General features: G+C 63.6%; 22 protein-coding genes. 6 read left to right on the forward strand and 16 right to left on the reverse strand.

The annotated features are described in order from the left end of the window. Positions 1-243: 243 nt before the first annotated feature. The 4 genes from ACXYX3_RS26855 to ACXYX3_RS26870 all read right to left on the reverse strand — a co-directional run bounded on the left by ACXYX3_RS26855 (position 244) and on the right by ACXYX3_RS26870 (position 2,260). Entirely contained in the window at positions 244-666 is a 423-nt protein-coding gene (locus ACXYX3_RS26855) for a hypothetical protein (RefSeq protein ID WP_070354488.1), read from the reverse strand. Between the two features lie 48 nt (positions 667-714). Beyond that, positions 715-1,053, reverse strand: coding sequence for a helix-turn-helix domain-containing protein (locus ACXYX3_RS26860; RefSeq protein WP_083129153.1), 339 nt, complete (start codon positions 1,051-1,053; stop codon positions 715-717). A 174-nt stretch (positions 1,054-1,227) separates the two neighbouring features. Beyond that, complete coding sequence (locus ACXYX3_RS26865) at positions 1,228-1,398, reverse strand: hypothetical protein (protein WP_165799862.1); 171 nt, start codon at positions 1,396-1,398, stop codon at positions 1,228-1,230. A 127-nt stretch (positions 1,399-1,525) separates the two neighbouring features. Continuing rightward, the gene (locus ACXYX3_RS26870; RefSeq protein WP_234809912.1) at positions 1,526-2,260 is read right to left on the reverse strand and encodes a thermonuclease family protein; all 735 of its coding nucleotides are present in this window, start codon (positions 2,258-2,260) and stop codon (positions 1,526-1,528) included. 450 nt (positions 2,261-2,710) lie between these two features. On the opposite strand from ACXYX3_RS26870, the gene ACXYX3_RS26875 reads away from it, so the two are divergent. Further along, entirely contained in the window at positions 2,711-3,121 is a 411-nt protein-coding gene (locus ACXYX3_RS26875; RefSeq protein WP_176749603.1) for a hypothetical protein, read from the forward strand. 20 nt (positions 3,122-3,141) lie between these two features. Here ACXYX3_RS26875 and ACXYX3_RS26880 read toward each other — a convergent pair whose 3' ends face one another. The 5 genes from ACXYX3_RS26880 to ACXYX3_RS26900 all read right to left on the reverse strand — a co-directional run bounded on the left by ACXYX3_RS26880 (position 3,142) and on the right by ACXYX3_RS26900 (position 7,556). Then, positions 3,142-3,936, reverse strand: a complete 795-nt coding sequence (locus ACXYX3_RS26880; protein ID WP_165799860.1) for a hypothetical protein — start codon at positions 3,934-3,936, stop codon at positions 3,142-3,144. Then, positions 3,933-5,636 carry an RNA polymerase sigma factor sigma-70 region 4 domain-containing protein gene (locus ACXYX3_RS26885; protein WP_458612306.1) on the reverse strand — a complete coding sequence of 568 codons (1,704 nt, stop codon included), beginning with the start codon at positions 5,634-5,636 and terminating at the stop codon, positions 3,933-3,935. Before ACXYX3_RS26885 ends, ACXYX3_RS26880 begins: the two co-directional genes overlap by 4 nt. Before the next feature lie 412 nt (positions 5,637-6,048). Continuing rightward, positions 6,049-6,405 (reverse strand): hypothetical protein, encoded by a 357-nt coding sequence (locus ACXYX3_RS26890; RefSeq protein ID WP_068920347.1) that lies wholly within the window; start codon positions 6,403-6,405, stop codon positions 6,049-6,051. Positions 6,406-6,438: 33 nt separating this feature from the next. Next, positions 6,439-6,834, reverse strand: a complete 396-nt coding sequence (locus ACXYX3_RS26895; RefSeq protein ID WP_133056253.1) for a hypothetical protein — start codon at positions 6,832-6,834, stop codon at positions 6,439-6,441. A gap of 80 nt (positions 6,835-6,914) precedes the next feature. Continuing rightward, positions 6,915-7,556, reverse strand: a complete 642-nt coding sequence (locus ACXYX3_RS26900) for a Fic family protein (RefSeq protein ID WP_458612307.1) — start codon at positions 7,554-7,556, stop codon at positions 6,915-6,917. Positions 7,557-7,667: 111 nt separating this feature from the next. Between ACXYX3_RS26900 and ACXYX3_RS26905 the strand changes: the two genes are divergently transcribed. Next, positions 7,668-7,865 carry a plasmid mobilization protein gene (locus tag ACXYX3_RS26905; RefSeq protein ID WP_159229547.1) on the forward strand — a complete coding sequence of 66 codons (198 nt, stop codon included), beginning with the start codon at positions 7,668-7,670 and terminating at the stop codon, positions 7,863-7,865. On the opposite strand, the gene ACXYX3_RS26910 is transcribed toward ACXYX3_RS26905, so the two are convergent. Both ACXYX3_RS26910 and ACXYX3_RS26915 read right to left on the reverse strand, forming a co-directional pair. After that, the gene (locus tag ACXYX3_RS26910) at positions 7,862-8,131 is read right to left on the reverse strand and encodes a hypothetical protein (RefSeq protein WP_083129150.1); all 270 of its coding nucleotides are present in this window, start codon (positions 8,129-8,131) and stop codon (positions 7,862-7,864) included. The genes ACXYX3_RS26905 and ACXYX3_RS26910 overlap by 4 nt on opposite strands. Positions 8,132-8,179: 48 nt before the next feature. Beyond that, positions 8,180-9,418, reverse strand: a complete 1,239-nt coding sequence (locus ACXYX3_RS26915; protein WP_176749604.1) for a coiled-coil domain-containing protein — start codon at positions 9,416-9,418, stop codon at positions 8,180-8,182. A gap of 299 nt (positions 9,419-9,717) precedes the next feature. On the opposite strand from ACXYX3_RS26915, the gene ACXYX3_RS26920 reads away from it, so the two are divergent. Beyond that, positions 9,718-10,311, forward strand: a complete 594-nt coding sequence (locus tag ACXYX3_RS26920; protein WP_083129149.1) for an IS607 family transposase — start codon at positions 9,718-9,720, stop codon at positions 10,309-10,311. Beyond that, positions 10,304-11,764 carry an IS607 family element RNA-guided endonuclease TnpB gene (gene tnpB, locus ACXYX3_RS26925; protein ID WP_458612308.1) on the forward strand — a complete coding sequence of 487 codons (1,461 nt, stop codon included), beginning with the start codon at positions 10,304-10,306 and terminating at the stop codon, positions 11,762-11,764. The genes ACXYX3_RS26920 and tnpB overlap by 8 nt, the downstream gene beginning before the upstream one ends. Before the next feature lie 74 nt (positions 11,765-11,838). Here the strand turns inward: tnpB and ACXYX3_RS26930 are convergent, their stop codons facing one another. From ACXYX3_RS26930 to ACXYX3_RS26945, 4 genes are all read right to left on the reverse strand, one after another. Then, positions 11,839-12,426: a hypothetical protein gene (locus ACXYX3_RS26930; RefSeq protein WP_083129148.1), complete on the reverse strand. Its 588-nt coding sequence runs from the start codon at positions 12,424-12,426 to the stop codon at positions 11,839-11,841. Between the two features lie 614 nt (positions 12,427-13,040). Further along, entirely contained in the window at positions 13,041-13,394 is a 354-nt protein-coding gene (locus ACXYX3_RS26935; protein WP_083129147.1) for a hypothetical protein, read from the reverse strand. 34 nt (positions 13,395-13,428) lie between these two features. After that, positions 13,429-13,953 (reverse strand): CopG family ribbon-helix-helix protein, encoded by a 525-nt coding sequence (locus ACXYX3_RS26940; protein ID WP_083129146.1) that lies wholly within the window; start codon positions 13,951-13,953, stop codon positions 13,429-13,431. Beyond that, positions 13,950-14,090 carry a hypothetical protein gene (locus tag ACXYX3_RS26945; RefSeq protein ID WP_165799859.1) on the reverse strand — a complete coding sequence of 47 codons (141 nt, stop codon included), beginning with the start codon at positions 14,088-14,090 and terminating at the stop codon, positions 13,950-13,952. Before ACXYX3_RS26945 ends, ACXYX3_RS26940 begins: the two co-directional genes overlap by 4 nt. 380 nt (positions 14,091-14,470) lie before the next feature. Here ACXYX3_RS26945 and ACXYX3_RS26950 point away from each other — a divergent pair, with 380 nt between their 5' ends. Next, entirely contained in the window at positions 14,471-15,253 is a 783-nt protein-coding gene (locus ACXYX3_RS26950; RefSeq protein ID WP_083129145.1) for a hypothetical protein, read from the forward strand. Between the two features lie 227 nt (positions 15,254-15,480). Here the strand turns inward: ACXYX3_RS26950 and ACXYX3_RS26955 are convergent, their stop codons facing one another. Further along, positions 15,481-15,993, reverse strand: coding sequence for a hypothetical protein (locus ACXYX3_RS26955; protein WP_083129144.1), 513 nt, complete (start codon positions 15,991-15,993; stop codon positions 15,481-15,483). A gap of 872 nt (positions 15,994-16,865) precedes the next feature. On the opposite strand from ACXYX3_RS26955, the gene ACXYX3_RS26960 reads away from it, so the two are divergent. After that, positions 16,866-18,101, forward strand: a complete 1,236-nt coding sequence (locus tag ACXYX3_RS26960; protein ID WP_458608991.1) for an IS256 family transposase — start codon at positions 16,866-16,868, stop codon at positions 18,099-18,101. Positions 18,102-18,643 lie beyond the last annotated feature (542 nt).

An 18,643-nucleotide genomic window follows, 5' to 3' on the forward strand; every position in this document is an offset into this window, starting at 1 on the left:
TCGGCGTGCGAAGCGCAGCAGGGGACAGGCGCGCTCAACATGTGCAGCCGCTGCGCGAACGCGACATGCGACCCAACCGACGAGAGCACCTGGCACAAGCCCTGCTACGCGTGCGGACATGTCCCCGGTTGCGCGTGGATGGACGACTGTGGGTATGCCTGCTGCCATGAATGCGGGGCGGACTGATGGGTTGGGTCCGATAGGCACCAGAGAGGACACTGCGCCCGCTTCCGACCTAGCGAGCTAGCCGCTGCGCAGGATGTCGGTGACGCGGTGCTGCACGGCGGTCCAATCCTCGGGTGAGAGGGCGGCGATAGCCGGGGTCCATCCGCTGTTGGGGTCGATGTGGTGGCGCAGTTCGGTGAAGCACACGACCTGGGGCAGCGCTCCAGTGGCGGTCAGTTCGCGGATGCGGGCTACAACGCCACGGGCGTGGTGGTCGATGTGAAGCCAGTAGGTCACTGGCCGGTGGGTGACGGCGGCCAGGTCATCGTGGCGGACGTGGTGCCAGCTGAGGTAGGTCAGGCCGTTGGTGAGGCGCACTCGGGCAACGGGGTGGTTGTCGTCGGCGCTGACCGCGTGGAAGGGCCGCACGGCCGCCACGTAGGGGGGAGAGCTGGCGGGTACCTGAGCGCTGCGGTCTGGCGGGGAGTCGAACGGGTCCATGTTGTTACTACCGTTTCGTTCGGGGACCGCGACCGCGCTGGGGCGAAGTCAAGAGTCCTGGGACGGCATGGCCATCGCTTGCTCGATGCCCCTGGTTAATGCAGCCACGGTGGTCTGCAGGGCCGGTGCGATCTTGGCCAGAAACACCACGGTGGGAGTGCGTTCGCCGGCTTCCACGCCGCGCAGGAAAATGCGATCAACGCTGGCCTGCTCACTGAGGGCGCGCTGGGACAGACCGAGTGTCTCTCGCCGCTGTGCGATGTTGCGGCCGACCACGGGCATGATGCGCGCCAGGAGCGCGCGGTCGGCTTGAGCTTGCAGTTCACGTGCGACCACGCCGGCGCGTTTGCGTTCCTCGGCGGTGGTGCTGGCCTGGGTAGGAGACATCGGCTGTGGTCCTTTCACTCGCGGTGATGACGCCGCGACTTCTTGCCGACAGCATACGCGCGGTGGAGGGCGAAAGGCTACCAGAGTGCGTGCGTGAGCCACGGCCTTCCCTTACTTGGGCTGTTGTCTTTCCAGCTTCGTCTCGGGTCCACCAATCACCCAGTTGTACACGCATCAGAAGTCCCAATCATCTTGGTGGGGTTCGGTGTTCGATGCGGAGATGGCCGGGTCGCATCCGCAGGTGAGCGGGTGCATCTCTCCAGACCGCTGGTAGTCGTTGATGTTCGCGACTTCGTCGTCGGTCCACGGAGGCAGATGCCATTCGGGTTCGGAGGTATACGTCATGTCGCGGCGGATGCTGGCTGGTCGATACACATCAAAAGCCTCCATTCCATATTTGTTGGCTATAGCCTACCGCTAGTGGCGGTGTATAACCACCCATGTTGGGTTGGTGCGCGGCGTTTGGTGATGATCACGCTGGGCAGGTCTCAGGTGACCACAGTCCACGGGATTCATCGGCAGCGGCGCTTTCGGCCGCTCGAAGTTCCGCCTGGTAGCGGTGGGGTGTCCTGTACGTGTATTCGTTGGCGTAGCCCTCGGCGATGAGGTCGAGATTGACAAGTCGCTCGGCGGTCGTCCAGACATACGCCAGGCCGCGCCCGTAGCGGTCGATACGGTCTTGGGTGGGGTCGTATTCCAGGTAGACCGACTGGCCAGTGAGCAGGGACTTGGTGTACTCGGATGCCTCACGCGAGAAACACTGAACCGGCTTTCGCGGGTCAAGGAGTTCGGGTGTGTCGACGCCGATCATGCGGATAGTCGTTGGCGTACCGTCGATTTCGACCACGATCGTATCGCCGTCGATAACGCGTACCACAGGAAACGGACCGTCGATCACATCCGTGGCCGGCATCGGCGGATAAGTGGCGGTAGTGGCAGTGTGCGCCGTCCACGATGAAGGGCTGTGACATCCAGCGAGCACTATCGCGGCCGCGCCCAGGAGTGCAGCAAGTGCGCGGCCGGAGGCAGATCGGGCGGTCATGAGGGCATGGTGACCGTTTCTGACGACGGATTCCAATGGATAGGCAGAGCGGTCAATCATGGTGTCTCCTAGTACTGTTGTCGCGGCGGGCGGTATCTCGTTGAGCGCGGGCTTTTCAGCGACACGTGATGCACCCGCGGTGGTCTTCGGATGGCTGGCAGTCATCACCCCACTCGCTTCCGGCGTGCAACCCCTCCATGCGGTCTGCGCACCCGCCGCAGCACCCGGCCCAGCCCTGCCCGTCGTCAAGGGATTCGCGACAGCCTTCATCGAACGGGTCGCGGCACGCAGCGTCGTCGTCGCTGATGTCGAATCCGTCGATGATCGTTGCTATGGCATCGGGTATCGATGAATGCGGGATGGCCGCGGAAAGGCGTTCGAGCTGACTTGACGTGAGCCGGGAACCGGCCCAGTCGTCGGCTTGATCGTGTGAAATCAATTGCAGGACTGTCATATCCAATGAACTCATAACAATTAGTGTAGTCGATAAATACGGGCTGTGTGAACGGTTTCGCGACATCATGTCGAATGACGCAGCAAGAGAACGGGTTCGGGGGCTGATTCGTTTGCGGCCGACTCCAGCCCGGTGACGGTTGCAGGAGGTATGCTCGGTGCGTGGCCCTGGTGCTTCATAGTCTGCGGGGATTTCCCCATACGGATATTGCTGCACGCCTGCCGCTGGAGCTGTCGGTGGCCGGACGGTTGCGCTCAGATATGCCGGGTCGGTTTTGGTTCTGCCGGGTAACGGCTGAGGTGTGGTGCCGGCTGGATGACTCCACGGAGCGGCGCCATATCAGTGATGCCCTCTTGTCCGAGGATGGTACTTCGTTGCGCGTGAGCGCACTGGTGGTGACTCCAGCGGCGAGTAATCAGGTTCTACAGGCCGGGATTCAGAACCTTGCAGTGCACGCTGGGGCGGTCCTCGACCCCGTTCTGGGCGAGTCGGGGGTTTTCAACGCCGCGCAGGTCGGTTACCTGGGCTGCGGACTGTTGGACGACGCGACGCAGGTGCCACCTCGGGTCTGAGTGGGTGATCCCGCGCCTGGTCAGGAGTGGCTTGACCACCAGGTATAAAGCTGTTCCAGAGTGGGTGTTTGCGGTGTGTCGGCGTGGATCGTCGCCAGCACGAGTGTCGATGCGGTGGTCCAGGCGACCATGGGTTGACCGGCAGGGTTGGTGCCACACAGCAGGGTTCCGGCGACACGTTCGGGGCTGGCGTTACGACGCCACGCGCCCGGGGACTGGTAGCCACCTGGGCAAACCTTCGCGGTGGTGGAGGAGGTGACTTCGGCGAACGCGGCATCGAGGTCTGTCGTGGCGTCATAGAGCGTGTAGTGCGCGGTGGTGGCCTCGGCGATGGCGGGGTGTGGTCCGCAGCGCAGGCCAGCCAGGGTTGGCGCGGGCTCCACGGTGGGAGTGCAGTCGGATGGTCGATATCCAGGTGGCAGGTTGCGGCGCAGGAGTTCCACAGCGACCGTCGTGGTGTCGGTGGCGGTGTCCGGGGCGCTGGTGGTCTGCGGCGGTGCTGGTGATGGCCATAGAAGGATCACCCACAGCACGACCGCGATGGTCGCAACAACGGCAAAGATCGACCACAGGATAACCAGAGGTCGTTGCATACGCGGTTGGCGTCGGTTCGGGGTGATAGCGATCGTGTGGTCGAAGCTCGCGCCCAGATGTGAGTCCTGGGCGCTGACGGATGTGCCGTGGGCGGCAGCGCTCACGCCGAGGTCAGTGGCCGGCGGCGGGTACGGGTGTGGGTCGTCGGCAGCAGACCAGGTGAAGAACTGGCTGAGTTCGGGAAGGGGACCAGTGGGCGCGTCGTCGGAAGTTGGTGTCATGAGTGCTCGGTTCGGTGCGCGGCAGTGCTGGCTTCCGCGCATGCCCGCTTGAGTAGATCGGCAACGTCGCCGTCGCCGCGTCGGCGAAGGATGTGCTCAGGGCTTGCTTGCGGGTTATCCAGTGCGGCGGACATGGCAGCGTTGGGGTCTCGGGGATCGCGCCCGGTGAGTTGAGCGATCTGTTCGGTGGCCGGTGCTGTCGGATCGAGTGTGGCAATCGAGTATGTGCGGCGGTGAGTGTTGAAGGTGATGATCAGTGTGTCCCCGAGCGTGGCGTTCAGCTCGTGGGCGTGGGTGCGGAGCGAGCCGATGCGTGCGTTGTTGCTCGCGTTGGTAACCCAGGTGACGGTGATCGGGCTATGGCGTGGATTGGTGAAAGTCTGGTGCCCGCCGAGAGTGATGTGCGCGGCCCGCGCGACGGACACGGCAATACCGCGGCCAGACCCCCGTTGTAGATCGGTGGTGACCGGTAGTGCAAGCCGGATGACTTGAGTGTTGGTGCGGTACACGCCCCGGGCCTGGTTGAGGGGTCTGCTGGATGGGGCAGGGTCGTCGGCGGTGCGGCGGCGGCTGTAGCCGTCTCGGGTGATGTATCGGGGTGTGGCGAGGTAGGTGCGCAGGGATCGTGCGCTGATGTCGGGGTATGCGGCCTGGAGGTCATTGAGTAGCTCGGTGGTGGGGACGTGCCCGCCATGGTCATCGATGTATCTCGCGATGGCTTCGTTGATGCTGGTGTACTGGGGTAGCTCCCATGCGCGCAGCGCCCAGGTGGTGCGGCTGGCCCGCGCGAATTCCTTGTGGGCCGAGAGCACGGTTGTCACCGAGCCGGGCGAGGCGGGAATGCCGATATCAGCGCGGAGCTCATCGACGGTGAGTGGCCGTTGGTGTGCGTGCAGTACCGCCGCCGCCATCTTGGCCGTGGTCTCTGCGGTGTGGGTGATGCGTCGGCCAGCGATGGTGGTGTGGAGGTAGGTCTCATCGAGGTAGGCGTCGATCGCGTCAGGGTGCATCCCCGCGGCCTGCAAGATGGCGGTCAGTTCGGTAGTCCGCAGCGCGCCTGCACCTGTTGTAAGGGCTTGCGCGGCAACGCGATCAATGGTTTCACGGCCGCAAAGTCCGGTGTTCTCCAGCCATTGGCGATGGCGGCGGTACGGTCCGGCGACGTACAGCAGCAGCGCTGTGGTGTCGGACGCAAGTGACTGGTCTGACTGGCCAAGTTCCTTGGTGGCCAGGTGGGCGGGCACATAGGGGCCAAGTCGCTGGGCGAGCAGCTGCGCGTGGCGGTGCAGGGGTTCGTGTTCGGCGTGCTCAAGGAGTCCGGTGAGTTTGCGTTCGGCCCGCCGAGTCCGTCGGGAGACGCTGGCTTTGGCGCAGCCCAGCATCGCTGCCACCTGCCCGGTCGACTGTGGATCGAGTGGAGTGACGCGGGTAGCGACGATGGTGCGGGTCTCGGGGTCAAGTTGGTCAAGCAGCTTGGCCGCCGCACCAGGGGCGGTATCGGGGTGGCCGGCTGTTGCGCTGCGAATCGCGCGGCGGGCAGCGCCGACGATCGCGTCGAGAGCACTGGCCCCGATGGCCGGTTGCGCAGCAAGGTGTTTGACGGTGTGAGCACCGATATCACGCCACGTTGGATACATCTTGGCGTATGCGGCCAGGCGTGGTGGAAGCTGACTGTAGGGAATCAATTGGTCAGCGATCACGTCGAAGTCCTCAATGAGCTCGCCCAGCGGTCGCGTCGAGTCTTCGACTATGGGTTGGGACATGCGGGAACCTGGCTATCGTGCCGGATGAGATTGCCCGACATGGAATCTAGGCATAGGACGCCTTTGAGGGAACTGGCCGCACGGTCGGGCCTACGATCGATGTTCGTGGGCCTCGGGCTTCCAGCGCATGGAGCGCCAGATGCGCCGCAAGGAGCACAGCCACAAAAATGCGACCATGGTAACGGTCGCAGCGATCATGACCACTGGGCTCCAGGCGCCCTTGTGCGTGCCTACAAACGCTATCGCCCATGCCGTGCACATCGCGAGGAGAAATAGCGTTCCGATGCGGGTAAACATCCAACGCTGCGTCCAGCGTTCCGCTTGATCCAGCCCACGCGTGACCGGATTGCTAGCCATTGTCGGCACCCCTCTGTGTTGCGGTGGGGTCGAACCAGCCCAGGAAGTCAGGCCCTGAGCTGACGCTCTCCAACGGCTGTTCCTGACCTGAGACCAGCACCTTGCCGTTGCCCAAGGCCATCACCTGGTGGTCCTTCCACATACCGACATCACCGGCCTGCAACTTCGTCGGCGGGATCGGCTCCGTCACCGGAGTCCCCGCAGGAGGCAACGTAACCCCAGCCTTCTGATACGACTCAGACACCGACGAACCCGCCAACGCCGCCCGCACCGCCTCGGCACCCACAGGCGACCGCGCCTCGAATACTTCACCGGCGACGTGCGGTTGTTTGCTGCTCTGATTGTCCATGTGACTTTGTCCCTTCTGCTCTGCTGCGAGGTGTTACGGATGAACGGTAGCGGTGTCGTCGGGGCCGCCTCCCGAGCTGGCCAGATCTCGTTGTCGTTGACGAATCCGCCGACGGACTGCCATCGTTCCCATGCGGCTGGGGTCGCTTGCTGAGGAATCCATTCTGATTACCGTTATCGTGTGGCCGCCCTCAACCCATGAATGCGTAGTCGTCACCTGCTCGATCAGCGGTGCAAACTCACGCGCGCGTTGCTTGGTTTCATTCTCGCGGTCACCTGCAATGGCGCCAAAGTCGTGAAGTGCCAGCGCGAGCCACCGGGCGGCGGACTCGGCTTTCACCCATTCCTCGGCCGGGGTGTAGTACCCGCCTGGGTATCCTGGACCTTCAATTTCGAACGTCCACAGTGACGTAGCTCCGTCAGCTCCCATGTCACTCTGTCTCCTTGTATCCGTTGGGTATTGAGTCGCGGTGTCGGTACCAGGCATGGCGCAGGAACCGTTGTGCGGGGTTACCTGCTGATCTGGGTGAGCCCACCGCGGCGTAGCAGTGTTTTCACTGCCTCGTGTTCGTTGTAGAGGTAGGCCCTGGCCAGGAGGTCGTTGAATGCTCTCGCTACACCTGGGTCGTTGTCATCGACCGGGATCGTGAGCAAGACACCGGCATCGGCGCCGATGAGCAGGCTGTTGGCGACAAACACGGCCGTGCGTTTGTTACCGTCCTCGAACGGCTGCGCTTTAGCGAGGTTCACGAACAAGTCCAGTGCGTTTTCTTCGGCGTCGGGGCTGCGGGTCGCGTTGTCCAGCAAGACTTGGAGCTGATCTTCGGTGAGCGCGTCGGGGGCGTGGCGACCGTAGGACGTAGTGACACCGATGGCCTGTTCCTGGGTTCGTAACCGTCCTGGATGCAGGGCTGCGCTGCGGGTGAGGGTGGCGTTAATGGCCTGCACGAATCCGGCGTCGATTCGATGCGCGGCGTGGTCGATGACGAACTGGGCCGCATCGCGTAGATCTTCCAGGAGTGCCAGGTCAGCGCGCGATGCCACGCCGTCAAGGCTGCCGGTCCGCAGGAAGTTCTCAGTGTCCAGCCGGCCGGTGGACAGTCCGTCGAACACTCTGCCCGACGAATAGACCACACCGGCGAGGTCAGTCACGGTGAGTCGACCCACGGCACGGTCGTCTTGGTCGGCTGCGTTCATGGCTTTTAGTGTAGTCGATTAATGAAGTCGGCGGATAGGGATTGTGTAGTCGATTATCATCGACGTATGCCGTCTCCCGGAAGACCGCCTTTGAAGGCGGGGCAACGCCGAAGCGCTGCCGTGCCGGTCCGGTTCACCGAGGAAGAGCGCGAAATCATCGACTCCGCAGCCGAAGCCGACGGACAGGCCGTATCGGCATGGGTCCGCGACCGCGCACTTGCCGCAGCTCGCCGGCGTTCTCGGGGCCGAGGAGAAGAGGGTTAGTTGCGCACGCCTGAGGGATGTGGGCCGTCGAGTTCGGCGTGCGCGGCGGTGATGTGGCCGACAGCTTCGTCGGCAAAGACGGTGGCAGCGTCGAGTTCAGAGGGTTGGGCATCGTCGGCCTCATTCACCATGACGTACATGGCGAAAGTCCAGGCCCTACGGGCGTGGACGATCCGCAGTCGCGGTTGAGCCATTGCCCTCACCGAGGCATGCAGGTTCGCACGGGCCTCACCGAGCCACACGCTGGGCAGCTGATTCGGGATCATGTGCTGTTTCTCACGCGCCTTCCTTCGGCAGGGGAGCAGTGCCGGTAGCTACTCGCGCGGGGCCTGCGGGGCGGGCGTCTTCTTGCTCGCAGGACGTTCCCGGGGTGCCTTCTTCTCGGGGCTGGCGGGGCCATCGCTGCTGGCGGTTCCGGTCGCTTGCCGCGCGAGGGTGAGCGCGTCGGTGAGGGCTTGCACTCTGTCATCTGCGCTGCGCTGTACGAGTGCGAGCTGCTCAGCGTGGGCAGTCTGCAAGCGTTCACGTTCGGATCGTTGCTCGACGCGGACACGATCAAGTTCGGCGGTAAGGGTGGACACTGTGGCGCGCTCGGTGTCTGCGGCTCGTTCTGCCGACTCGGCGCGTGCCTGAGCTGTAGCGAGTTCGACGCGTAGCGCCGCAGCGTCTGCCGTGGCCGCGCGGACTTCCTCGCGCGCAGTGTCGATCTGGCTGCGCAGGGTGGACTGCTTTTCCTCGGAATCCGTTCGAGCTTGGTCGAGTTGGCCGCGCAACTGCGCCGCGGTCTGCCGTTCACGCTCGGCCGATTCATTCGCCGCGGCCAGTGCTGCTTGGGCTGCGCTGGCCTCGATTTGTGCGGCTTTGGCTGCCTCGCGGGCGGTCTCGACGTGGCGGTCCCGTTCTGCGAGTTGCTCGCCGAACCGAGCGCGAGCATCGGCAAGGCTGGCTTCTGCCGCTGCGACAGCTGAGTCGGTCTGCGAGCGCAGTTCGGCCATTTCAGCCTCGGTAGCGTTGCGGAGTCGCTCAACCTCGGTGAGAGCGTCTTCGGCGAGCGCGTCGGCTTCCTCGCGTTCCTGGTGTGCCTGCGCTGCTCGCTCGTCGGCGGCCCGCGCGGTGCGCTCGGCAGTGGTGGCACGGCGCTCGGCTTCGGTGACTTTGGCAAGGGCGTCACGGTGGGCGTCCTCGACCTCGGCCCCGGCGGCTTCGACATCGCCGGCCGCGCGAATCCCGACCAGCACGTCATCGAGATATTGGCGGATCTCAGACACCCTCTGAGGGAACTCGGCAAGACGTTGTTCAAGGGTCGCCCGCGCCATCGAGACCGGTGCATCGGCTTGCTCGGTTTCAGTGTGTCGCGCTTCGCCCGAAGGGGCCTGCGTGCGGCGTGCCTTCCATGCGTTCGCGCGGTTGTGAACCGGCCCGCCACTGTCGTCGGCCCGCTCGCAGTAGCGAGAAGGACGGCCAGTGGCCGGGTCTGGGCGGCGAGGACGAGAGCAACCGGGGTAGTGACAGCGGTCAACGGCCGTCGCCGCGGCTGCGTTCGCATCAGTCATACCGCCATCTTATCACTTTCGTCACCGAATAGCACATAACGAAAGACGAAACGGAACGTAACGAAACGAAACATGGGCAGCCAGCGATTCGCACCTTTGAGCCAGGTACCAGGAACCAGGAACTACGGGGGGGCAACGTGGAAGTAGCGGTGGTGGCCTGGCTTCAACGCAGAAGACTCGCCGCCGCAGGTTTACGTGCAGGAATGAGATTCGGTGTCGTTTGATCGCGAAGTTTAGGGGTACTGAACTGTTCGTGAGAATGTGAGTATTCGTGATCGAATGTGTGTTTTAGTGAGTGTGTGAAGTTGGCTGAGTGGGCGCGTGCGAGTGGTGTGCATCCGCAGACGGCGTATCGGTGGTTTCGTGAGGGTCGGATGCCGGTGCCTGCTCGCCGGTTGGAGTCGGGGACGATCTGGGTCGATGCTCCGGCCAGCCGGGTGGCTGGCCGGACTGTGGTGTATGCGCGGGTGTCGTCGCATGATCAGCGGGCCGATCTGGACCGCCAGGTTGCACGGCTGACTGATTGGGCTACGTCGCACGGGTATGTGGTCGGTGAGGTCGTGACCGAGGTCGGGTCCGGTCTGAACGGCAAGCGGCCCAAGTTGCGTAGGATCCTGTCAGACCCGTCTGCTTCAGTGGTGGTCGTGGAACACCGTGATCGGCTCGCGCGCTTCGGGGTTGAGTATCTCGAAGCCGCGTTGTCTGCGCAGGGCCGCACGATCATCGTCGCCGACCAAGGCGAGACCGTCGATGATTTGGTGCGCGACATGATTGAGGTGCTGACCTCAATGTGCGCGCGCCTGTACGGACGCCGGGGGGCGCGCAACCGTGCGATGCGGGCGGTGACGGCCACCAAACAGACTGAGCCTGTCGGGGTGGTTGGTGGTGGCTAAGTTCGAGATACCCGAGGGTTGGACCGCGCAGGCCTACCGGTACGCACTGGATCCGACACCGACACAGTTGCGGGCGTTGGCTTCTCATGCTGGTGCTGCGCGGTTTGCCCACAATCACATGTTGGCGTTGGTGAAGGCAGTGATGGATCAGCGGGTCGCCGAACGCAGCTACGGCGTCCCTGAGGATCGGTTGACCTCGGTGTTGGGGTGGTCGTTGCCGGCCTTGCGCAAGGTGTGGAATCAGCGCAAACCGTCGTGCGCGCCATGGTGGGCCGAGAACTCCAAGGAGGCCTACAACACCGGCCTGGATGGGTTGGCCCACGGTCTGGACGCGTGGTCGAAGTCCCGAAAAGGTGAGCGGGCCGGCCGCGCAGCCGGTTTTCCGCGGTTCAAAACGGCCCGCGCCCCGCGCTCGGTGCGGTTCACCACCGGTGTCATCCGGTGCGAGGCCGATCGTCGCCACATCACGTTGCCGCGACTCGGCGCGGTCCGCAGCCATGAATCGACGCGCAAACTGGCCCGCCGGATAGAGGCCGGGACGGCGCGGATCTTGTCGGCCACCGTGCGCCAAGACAGTGCCGGACGCTGGTACTGCGCTCTGCAGGTCATCGTCGCGGTCAAGGCCCGGCCCGCGCACGCGCGGCGGTCAATCCATCCGATTGTGGGTGTCGATGTCGGGGTGAAAGCCGACAGCCTGCTCGTCGTGGCGACCCCCGGGGGGACCGAGATCGATCGCGTTGCTGCGCCGAAGTCGCTGACCGCTGCGCAGGGCCGGTTGCGGGCGCTGCAGCGCCGCGCCGCCCGCCAGCACGGCCCCTACGATCCGGCGACCAAGACCAAGCAGGTGCCGTCGAAGCGGTGGCGGCGCACCCAGGCCCGGATCGGCCGCACACACGTCCACGCCGCGGCCGTGCGTCGCGATGTCCTGCACAAGGCCACCACTGCACTGGCTCAGCAGCACCAGGTGGTGGTGGTCGAAACTCTGAACGCCGCGGGCATGCGCGCCAAGGGCGGGGCTCGCAAGCGCGGGCTCAACCGCGCCTTGGCTGATGCCGCCCTGGCCGAGATCCGGCGCATGCTCGGATACAAGACACGTTGGTACGGCAGCCATCTAGTGGAGGCCGATCGGTTCTACCCGTCATCGAAGACGTGCACGGCCTGTGGGAGGCGAAAGTCAAACCTCACCCTGGCCGATCGAGTCTTCGAATGTGACGACTGCGGTATGCGGATCGATCGCGATCTGGGTGCCGCGACCAACCTCGCCCGACTCGGCGTACCCACACATCAGGGTGAACAGAGTCCCGCCGGGAGTGGCCCGGTGGCAGGACGTGGAGCCACGCGTGAGACCGAACCCGCACCAGCGGGCGACGCAGCGGGCGATGAAACGTCAACCCCGCACCACCACCCGGTGGACCAGACGGGGACCGCCTCACCGCAAGGCGAGGCTGCCTAATGAACGAGCACACTCACATTCGCTCAACAAAAGGCAACGGCAGGAACTGCCGGGCTCTGTACTTAAAGCGCTACTCAATGCGAGGGACGTGCCGCGGTGGCCGCGGTCCGTGCTCGGGTGGCATCGCGGCGCAGCGCCTGGGTTAATGCGTCGTTGTCGGTCAGATCGGCTGCGGTGGTCAACGTCCGCGCTATGCGGGCAAGCAGCGCCGGGGGAGCGGCGATGGGACCTTGGGTGTGCTCGGCTTGAATCATGCCTGCGATGGACAGCAGTTGCGCCGTCTCGCGTTGGCGCGCGGCTCGTTCTGCGGCGGTGGTTGCCGTCGTGCTCTGGTAGAACAGCAACGTCTCGGCCAGGCCGCTGATCAAGCGTCCGAACACCGACACGCTGATGTGCACCGTCCGGGCAAGGGCGAAGAGATTCTCGCCCGGTTCCTCATCGGTGAATGAGGCGACGATTTCGTCGGCGAGAGCATCGAGGGCGGCGTGATCGAGTAGAGGCTGTGCGGACCGTTCGCTGATACCTAGCTGGCTGGCCACGGTGGCGTGGCGCTCAGCAAGGAGCGTGCAGGCCGCCTCGTGGGAGAGCACCATGCCACGATCACTGATGCGGGCAATCAGGACCGCCGCGCGTTCATCTAGCCAAGCCTGTTTGTCCGGCAACGCGTTCCGCCTTTCAGATTTCCCAGGGGTCCTCCCCACGGCTAAAGCCGGGGGGATTCCAAGCACGGTTCATACTGCGGGTACAGCAGTGGTCTCCGAGAACATCCACGCACTGTCGGTCGGGCATTCCACGTGCGTGACCTTGCCTGCGAGGTCGAGAGTGGCTGGGCATTTGAAGTCGTGAAAATAGGTGGACGTCCCGCCGGGAGAGTCGACCGTCGCGGTGAACTGACATGTGACGAGCGCTCCGCCAGCGGCGGGGTCTAGGCAGGAGACTCTGCTGATCTGGATGTCGCTTCTAGTATTCGCCGACATCCACTCAGCGAACTGGGCCGGCAGCGACGGGCTAGGAGGCGATGTCGTGGTCGTGATCCTCTGAACAGCGACTACGCCGCCGAGCGCCACCACAAACACGGCGAGGGCAAGAATGGCCCACTTCGCCGGTGCACCGAGTCGCTGCGCCCGAGGCCATGGGCTCGGGCGTTCAAGTCTCATGTTTGACGAATCTCCTTGCTCTGCAACCAGGTCGGAATAGCCGAAGCGCAACCGCCCCTGCTGCTGTGGCAACCTCTCCGATGCAGATTCACACCGCCCACTGTCGAAGCCGGATCCAGTCATGCACGAATTCCGTTCTCTCCGTATTCTATTGCGGGCTGAGCGGGGTCGTCGCCCGAACACGGAACCTGAGGCATCGGAGGCATCGGCGCCGCGCCTTGTGTCTTCTCGGTCTCCCTGTCTTCGTCCGCCTGGCGCGCCATCGCTTTACGCAGCTTTTCGCGGTATTGCGAGGCTGCGGCTATTGCGGTCAAACGTGGCTCCACGGATGGCCGCTGGTTGAGAGCAACACAGATGGCGGCGAGCTGCGCGTCGAGCACGCCCTCTACATCGGGGACGAGCGTGTTTCTGTTGGTGGAGGTCGTGCTCATCTCAAACTCGATTCGGTCCTCATTGTTCTTGTCCTCACTCACCTATCGCTCTCTTCCTCTTGGTACGTTTCGCGGACTATGGCTTGCCGACGAGGGTGCGCAGTCGCTCGACTTCATCCGCCAGCTCCAGGTGCAACGCATCCCCGCCGCCCCACTCGTAGGTGTACCGAGCCCGCACAACCATGTCGATGTCCTCGCGCCGCTGGCCCGCCTCAAGTGCACGCTCGACCGTCGCCCTAACGTCGGGGTCTTTCACGAGTTTCCCGCCTTTCTCGTCTCCGGCTCGCTGCTCATCGTGCGTAGCGACGTATTGGGCGATGGCCTCGCGCATGAGATCGCTGGCGCTTCGGTTCTCGCGGTCGGCTAGCTGGTCGACACGCTCGCTAAGCGCACGGGGCAGCCGAACTTGCCGGCGTGGCGAGACTGCTCCCGGTTCGGAGGCGGGGTCAACGCTGGGCCGACCACCGGCCCGGCGGATCAGTTCACGGCTTGATCGCGTTGCCTCAGTGCCCGTTTCGCCGCGCTCGGGATGAATGCCGCGGTCGGCACTTTCGGCCCAATCCGCAAGCTTGTTGTATCGGTCCTCCTGGTCGATGTTCATCGGTCGCCCTCCTTTTGATCGAGTCGGTCGAGGAACTTCACGCGAACAGCCATGACATGGAAGATCCTCACGGTTGACGGCGGGATGACCTCTGCCATGACTTCAATCAGCGGACTCTCGGTGAACTCGATGGCCATACCCAGTAGTGTACTACACAACCGTGTAGTTGTGTAGTACATATCTCGGGTCTCGGGTTCGTTTCCTTCACCCACCCCCAGTTAACGCCGCTGCGTTGAGGTCTATGCCCTGGACGCTGTGCCACCCGCCAACCACAGCCGGTCAACTTGGCTGGCACCGGGTAGGGGAGTGAGAACTCGCTAAAACCATTGGCGCGGTGCCATATTGACGCCACCGAGGTCTGACATCGCGTGCTTGGCGGGCGTCGCGCAGCATGAGTAGTCCCCATGTTGGAAAAGTTCGGCGGAGAGTCCCACCGCCACGGATCGTTGAGCGCTCCATCGTGCACTCAATGTGTGCACTGCAAACGCTTGGTGCATTGCATCTAGTGTGTGCTTTCATGGTTGGTGTGGAGAACACAGACAAGCGGCGGACGACAATGATCGACCAAGCGCGGGATGTTTTGGCCGAAGCTAAGTATCGCGAAGAGCTCGCACGGACTGCGGCGGGTTGCATCGCTGGCGCCCTGGCGTGGGGCCTGCGCGAACAGGGCCTCACCGATAAAGCGATCGGTGAAACTCTCGGCGTTTCGCGTAATCGGGTGGGCGATCTCGTCGACGCGGGCATGTACCCGACGATTTGCTCGGACATGCGGCTAGGTGATGACCGTCAGCGTGAATACGTCACCGCTGAGGTAGAAGCTGTTTACGGCCCGCTGGCACGGCCAGCGAGTGGGTGGACCCACACGAAAACTGCTGCGAGCGGCACGGTTGCCAAGACTAACGGCATCCCCCTACCAGCGACTGTCCGTGACCCGGAGCACCTCAGCCTGTCCGGCGCCCAGTTCGACAACCTCGACACCGGTGAGCGAATCCTCGTCTACACGTTGGACCGCCACTACGGCCAACCGCTACTTGATGCGAACTTGCGCCGGGTGGGGGCAGACCACCGCGGTGAATATCGCATCGACCTGTGGTCGTCACCCGGCGGGGTACACCCGTACCCGCTGGAAATACTGAACATCCAGGCCGCAGATCTACGTTTCGGCAAGAATTGGGATTCGCCCAAAGAACGGCGCACCGACGAGCAGGCCTACTTGAACGCCATTCGAGCAGTGCGCCGGCACTACGGGATTTGGCCCCGTCCAGGGCTTACCGAGCACGCTGAGGACCTGGCCACGTAACCCGACCCCGCGACCGCGTCCTACCGACACCGCCAGCCCCCGTCGTAGAACCTGAGCGTGAGCGTTCCGGGGGTTGGCGTCGAGCCTGTTGCGGTAGCCGGTGGATCGGCGGCGGCTGTCTGTTCTCAACAGACCTGGCGGCCTGATGCAGGTACGCCAGCTCGCCTGAGGCGCATACCTGGGTCGCCGTCTCATCTGAGATGGCGGATCGAGCCCGCGTGTCGGCGTTAGTCGCCCTGGATGGATTGGATGTAGGCTGGCCAGCTCTCGGTGATTGTTTGAGTAAGCCCGAGTCGGGTTGTGTTGCGGTCGGCTTCTGTGAGCTGTTCTCGGCTCTCGGGGTAATGGATGACCATGCCTTGGCGGGAGGCGTCGCAGACAATGCAGTACGAGCGATGATCAAGTCCTAAGTAGAGCCCGGGTAGCACTTCGGTGATGTCGTAGAGAGCCTGGTCAAAGTCGATTCCATCCGAGGACCACGTGCGTCCAAAGTGGTCGAGCCAGCGAGTCAGCTCGGCGAGGAATACAACGCGGTATTGGCTGTGGCTCGCGAAGTAGCGCGCGAGGTCCAAGACCTGGCGTGTCGGCGTCCTGAGCAGTTGGACTTGCAAAGCGTCTGGGGCGATAGCGATAGCCGATGGAGCTCCGCTCAGTGCATCGCCCGACCAGGCTAAGCCTGCGACCAGCCAGAAGGAGGGTCGTAGCACTGACGAAGACAGGGTCACCACGTACGCGATCATGACACTACCCACCGACAGCGCAACCGAGACGGCTGCTGCCCATGCCGAAGGCCGGCCCTGCCAACTCGAATCGAGACACCCGCCTCATTTCCGCGACCGCCAGGTTCATTGCGAAAGCCGCCAGATGCAACCGAGTCCGGACAATTATTGTTGTTGCCGCGCGAATTCGGGTGTCGGACATGGGGCTATCTGACAGGTTGACATAATCTCTGTTACCGATGAAAGATGTTGTTGTACAACGTTATCGACGGCTAGTTCACATCGAAGTGCCAGGTCGCAGGTTCTGGAGGTGTTGCACATCAGAAGGTGAGGTTTGCTCCTGCGTTCGTGCTGCGGTTGCAGAAGTGTCGCGGGTTGCCTAGGTGATGGCCGCCAGCGACGGGGGCGTCAAGAACGCGCGTATCGCCAGGGGGCGAGGCATCGGCCGGTTGGCGCTGCGTGAGTGAGTCGGCAAACGGCGCCTGATGTAATGATCTGGGCTGCAACTATTGTCGCGCAGAAGCACGACGAGTGGCAGCCGTGTAGCGATCAGAGCGACGCCAACTCTAGCGACGTCTCTGGACAATCGTGCGTCCGCGCCATTCTCAAGCGGACCGGGCTAATAATCCTCGGATTCATCGAACTCTTGTAGAGCGCTGCCGAAGCGAAAGCCGAGGCCCTTCGTGGCATAGTTCGGGCCGCCATCTGTTGCGATAGGGATGTTGTCTGGGTCAGGTGGGGGGAGGGTCGATGGATAAGTCCCCTAGCGTGGTGGAGTTTCGGGGGGCGGGGACGACGGTGCTGGGTGTGTCGTTGACGCTGTTGGGGTGGGCCATCGCGTAGTGGTCAGTGAGTTACCTACCAAGTGACTCAACAGGAAGACACACCACGCGATGACCCAGGATCATTCTGCCCTGCTTGCCCAACTCGATGCGCTCAAGTCCGCCGATGTCGGCGCGGTGTTCGCCGAGCTGATCCGCGCCGGGTTGCAGCAGCTGATCGAGGCCGAGGCCACGGCGGCCATCGGCGCCGGCCGCTATCAGCGGACTGACGGACGCACCGTCCACCGCAACGGGCACCGACCCAAGACCATCTCGACCACCGCCGGTGACGTCGAGGTGCAGATCCCCAAGCTGCGGGCCGGATCGTTCTTCCCGTCGCTGCTGGAACGGCGCCGCCGTATCGATAAGGCGCTGCACGCGGTGATCATGGAGGCCTACGTCCACGGGGTGTCCACGCGCAGCGTCGATGACCTGGTGAGCGCGATGGGTGTGCAGACCGGCGTGTCCAAGTCGGAGGTCTCACGGATCTGCGCCGGCCTGGACAAGGAGATCGAGGCGTTTCGTACCCGCAGCCTGGCCCACACCGAGTTCCCGTACGTGTTCTGCGACGCCACGTTCTGCAAAGTGCGCATCGGGGCGCACGTGGTCTCTCAGGCGCTCGTGGTGGCCACCGGGGTGTCCATCGACGGCACGCGCGAGGTGCTGGGCACCGCCGTCGGTGACAGCGAGTCCTACGAGTTCTGGCGCGAATTCCTCGCCTCGCTGAGGGTCCGCGGGCTCAGTGGTGTGCACCTGGTGATCTCTGATGCGCATGCTGGATTGAAATCGGCTGTGGCACAACAGTTCGCGAACTCATCGTGGCAGCGGTGCCGAGTGCACTTCATGCGAAATCTGCACACCGCGGTGTCCGCCAAACACGCCCCGGCGGTCACCGCGGCGGTCAAGACCATCTTCGCCCACACCGACCCCGCCGAGGTCGCCGACCAGTGGGACCGCGTCGCCGATACCTTGGCGGCCAGCTTCCCGAAGGTGGCCGCGATGATGGCCGAGGCCAAGACCGACGTGCTGGCCTTCACCGCGTTCCCGAAGGCGCATTGGCAGAAGATCTGGTCGAACAACCCGATCGAACGGTTGAACAAGGAGATCAAGCGCCGCGCTGATGTCGTGGAGATCTTTCCGAATCCGGCGGCGTTCCTGCGGCTGGCGACTGCGGTGGTCATCGAATCCCACGACGAGTGGCAGGTCACCCGCCGCTATCTCTCCGATGTCTCCATGGACGATTTACGTGCCGTCATTGCCGCCAAACACGCTGCGGCAGCACTTGCCAAACAACACCAAATCGCCTAGCGTTCAACATGACTCGTTGATCACAACGCGTGAACCACGCCAGATCCGAAGTCCACCACTCCACGGGACGCTATCGGGTCGATATCAGCGAGCGTGCATTCTCCAGCGCAGCTTCAATCAGTGCTCGCACCGTGGGCGACTCGTGCAAGTGTTCGAAAGATGCCACGATTTGAGGTTCGGGCATGATGACTCCTGTGTGGGTTTGGAGAGGCTGACCGCACTCCATCGTTCCAGGAAAGCAACTATGGGTGGCTCCTGGGCTGAGAAGCTGACAGCGTGGGTCTGGCGCAAAGGAGAGCTCGGAGCCTCGGCTGAACCCTTCGGCGTGCCTCTGACTACTCGAGCGCCGCGCTATCGGCGATCAACCTTTAGGGCGTCACTCAATCGCCACCAACTGTGTTGAGCCGGGAGGATCTGGAGTATTCGGGTCGACGGCACCAATCATCCGGTGTTTACAAAGTCTCTCCAATCCGCGGGCGCGCCATTACTTGCCGGCAGATTCTGGCAGACCGACTTGTACGGATCTTTGAGTGCGATTGCGG

It is taken from the genome of Mycobacterium sp. Panama NTM2 (assembly GCF_054355555.1).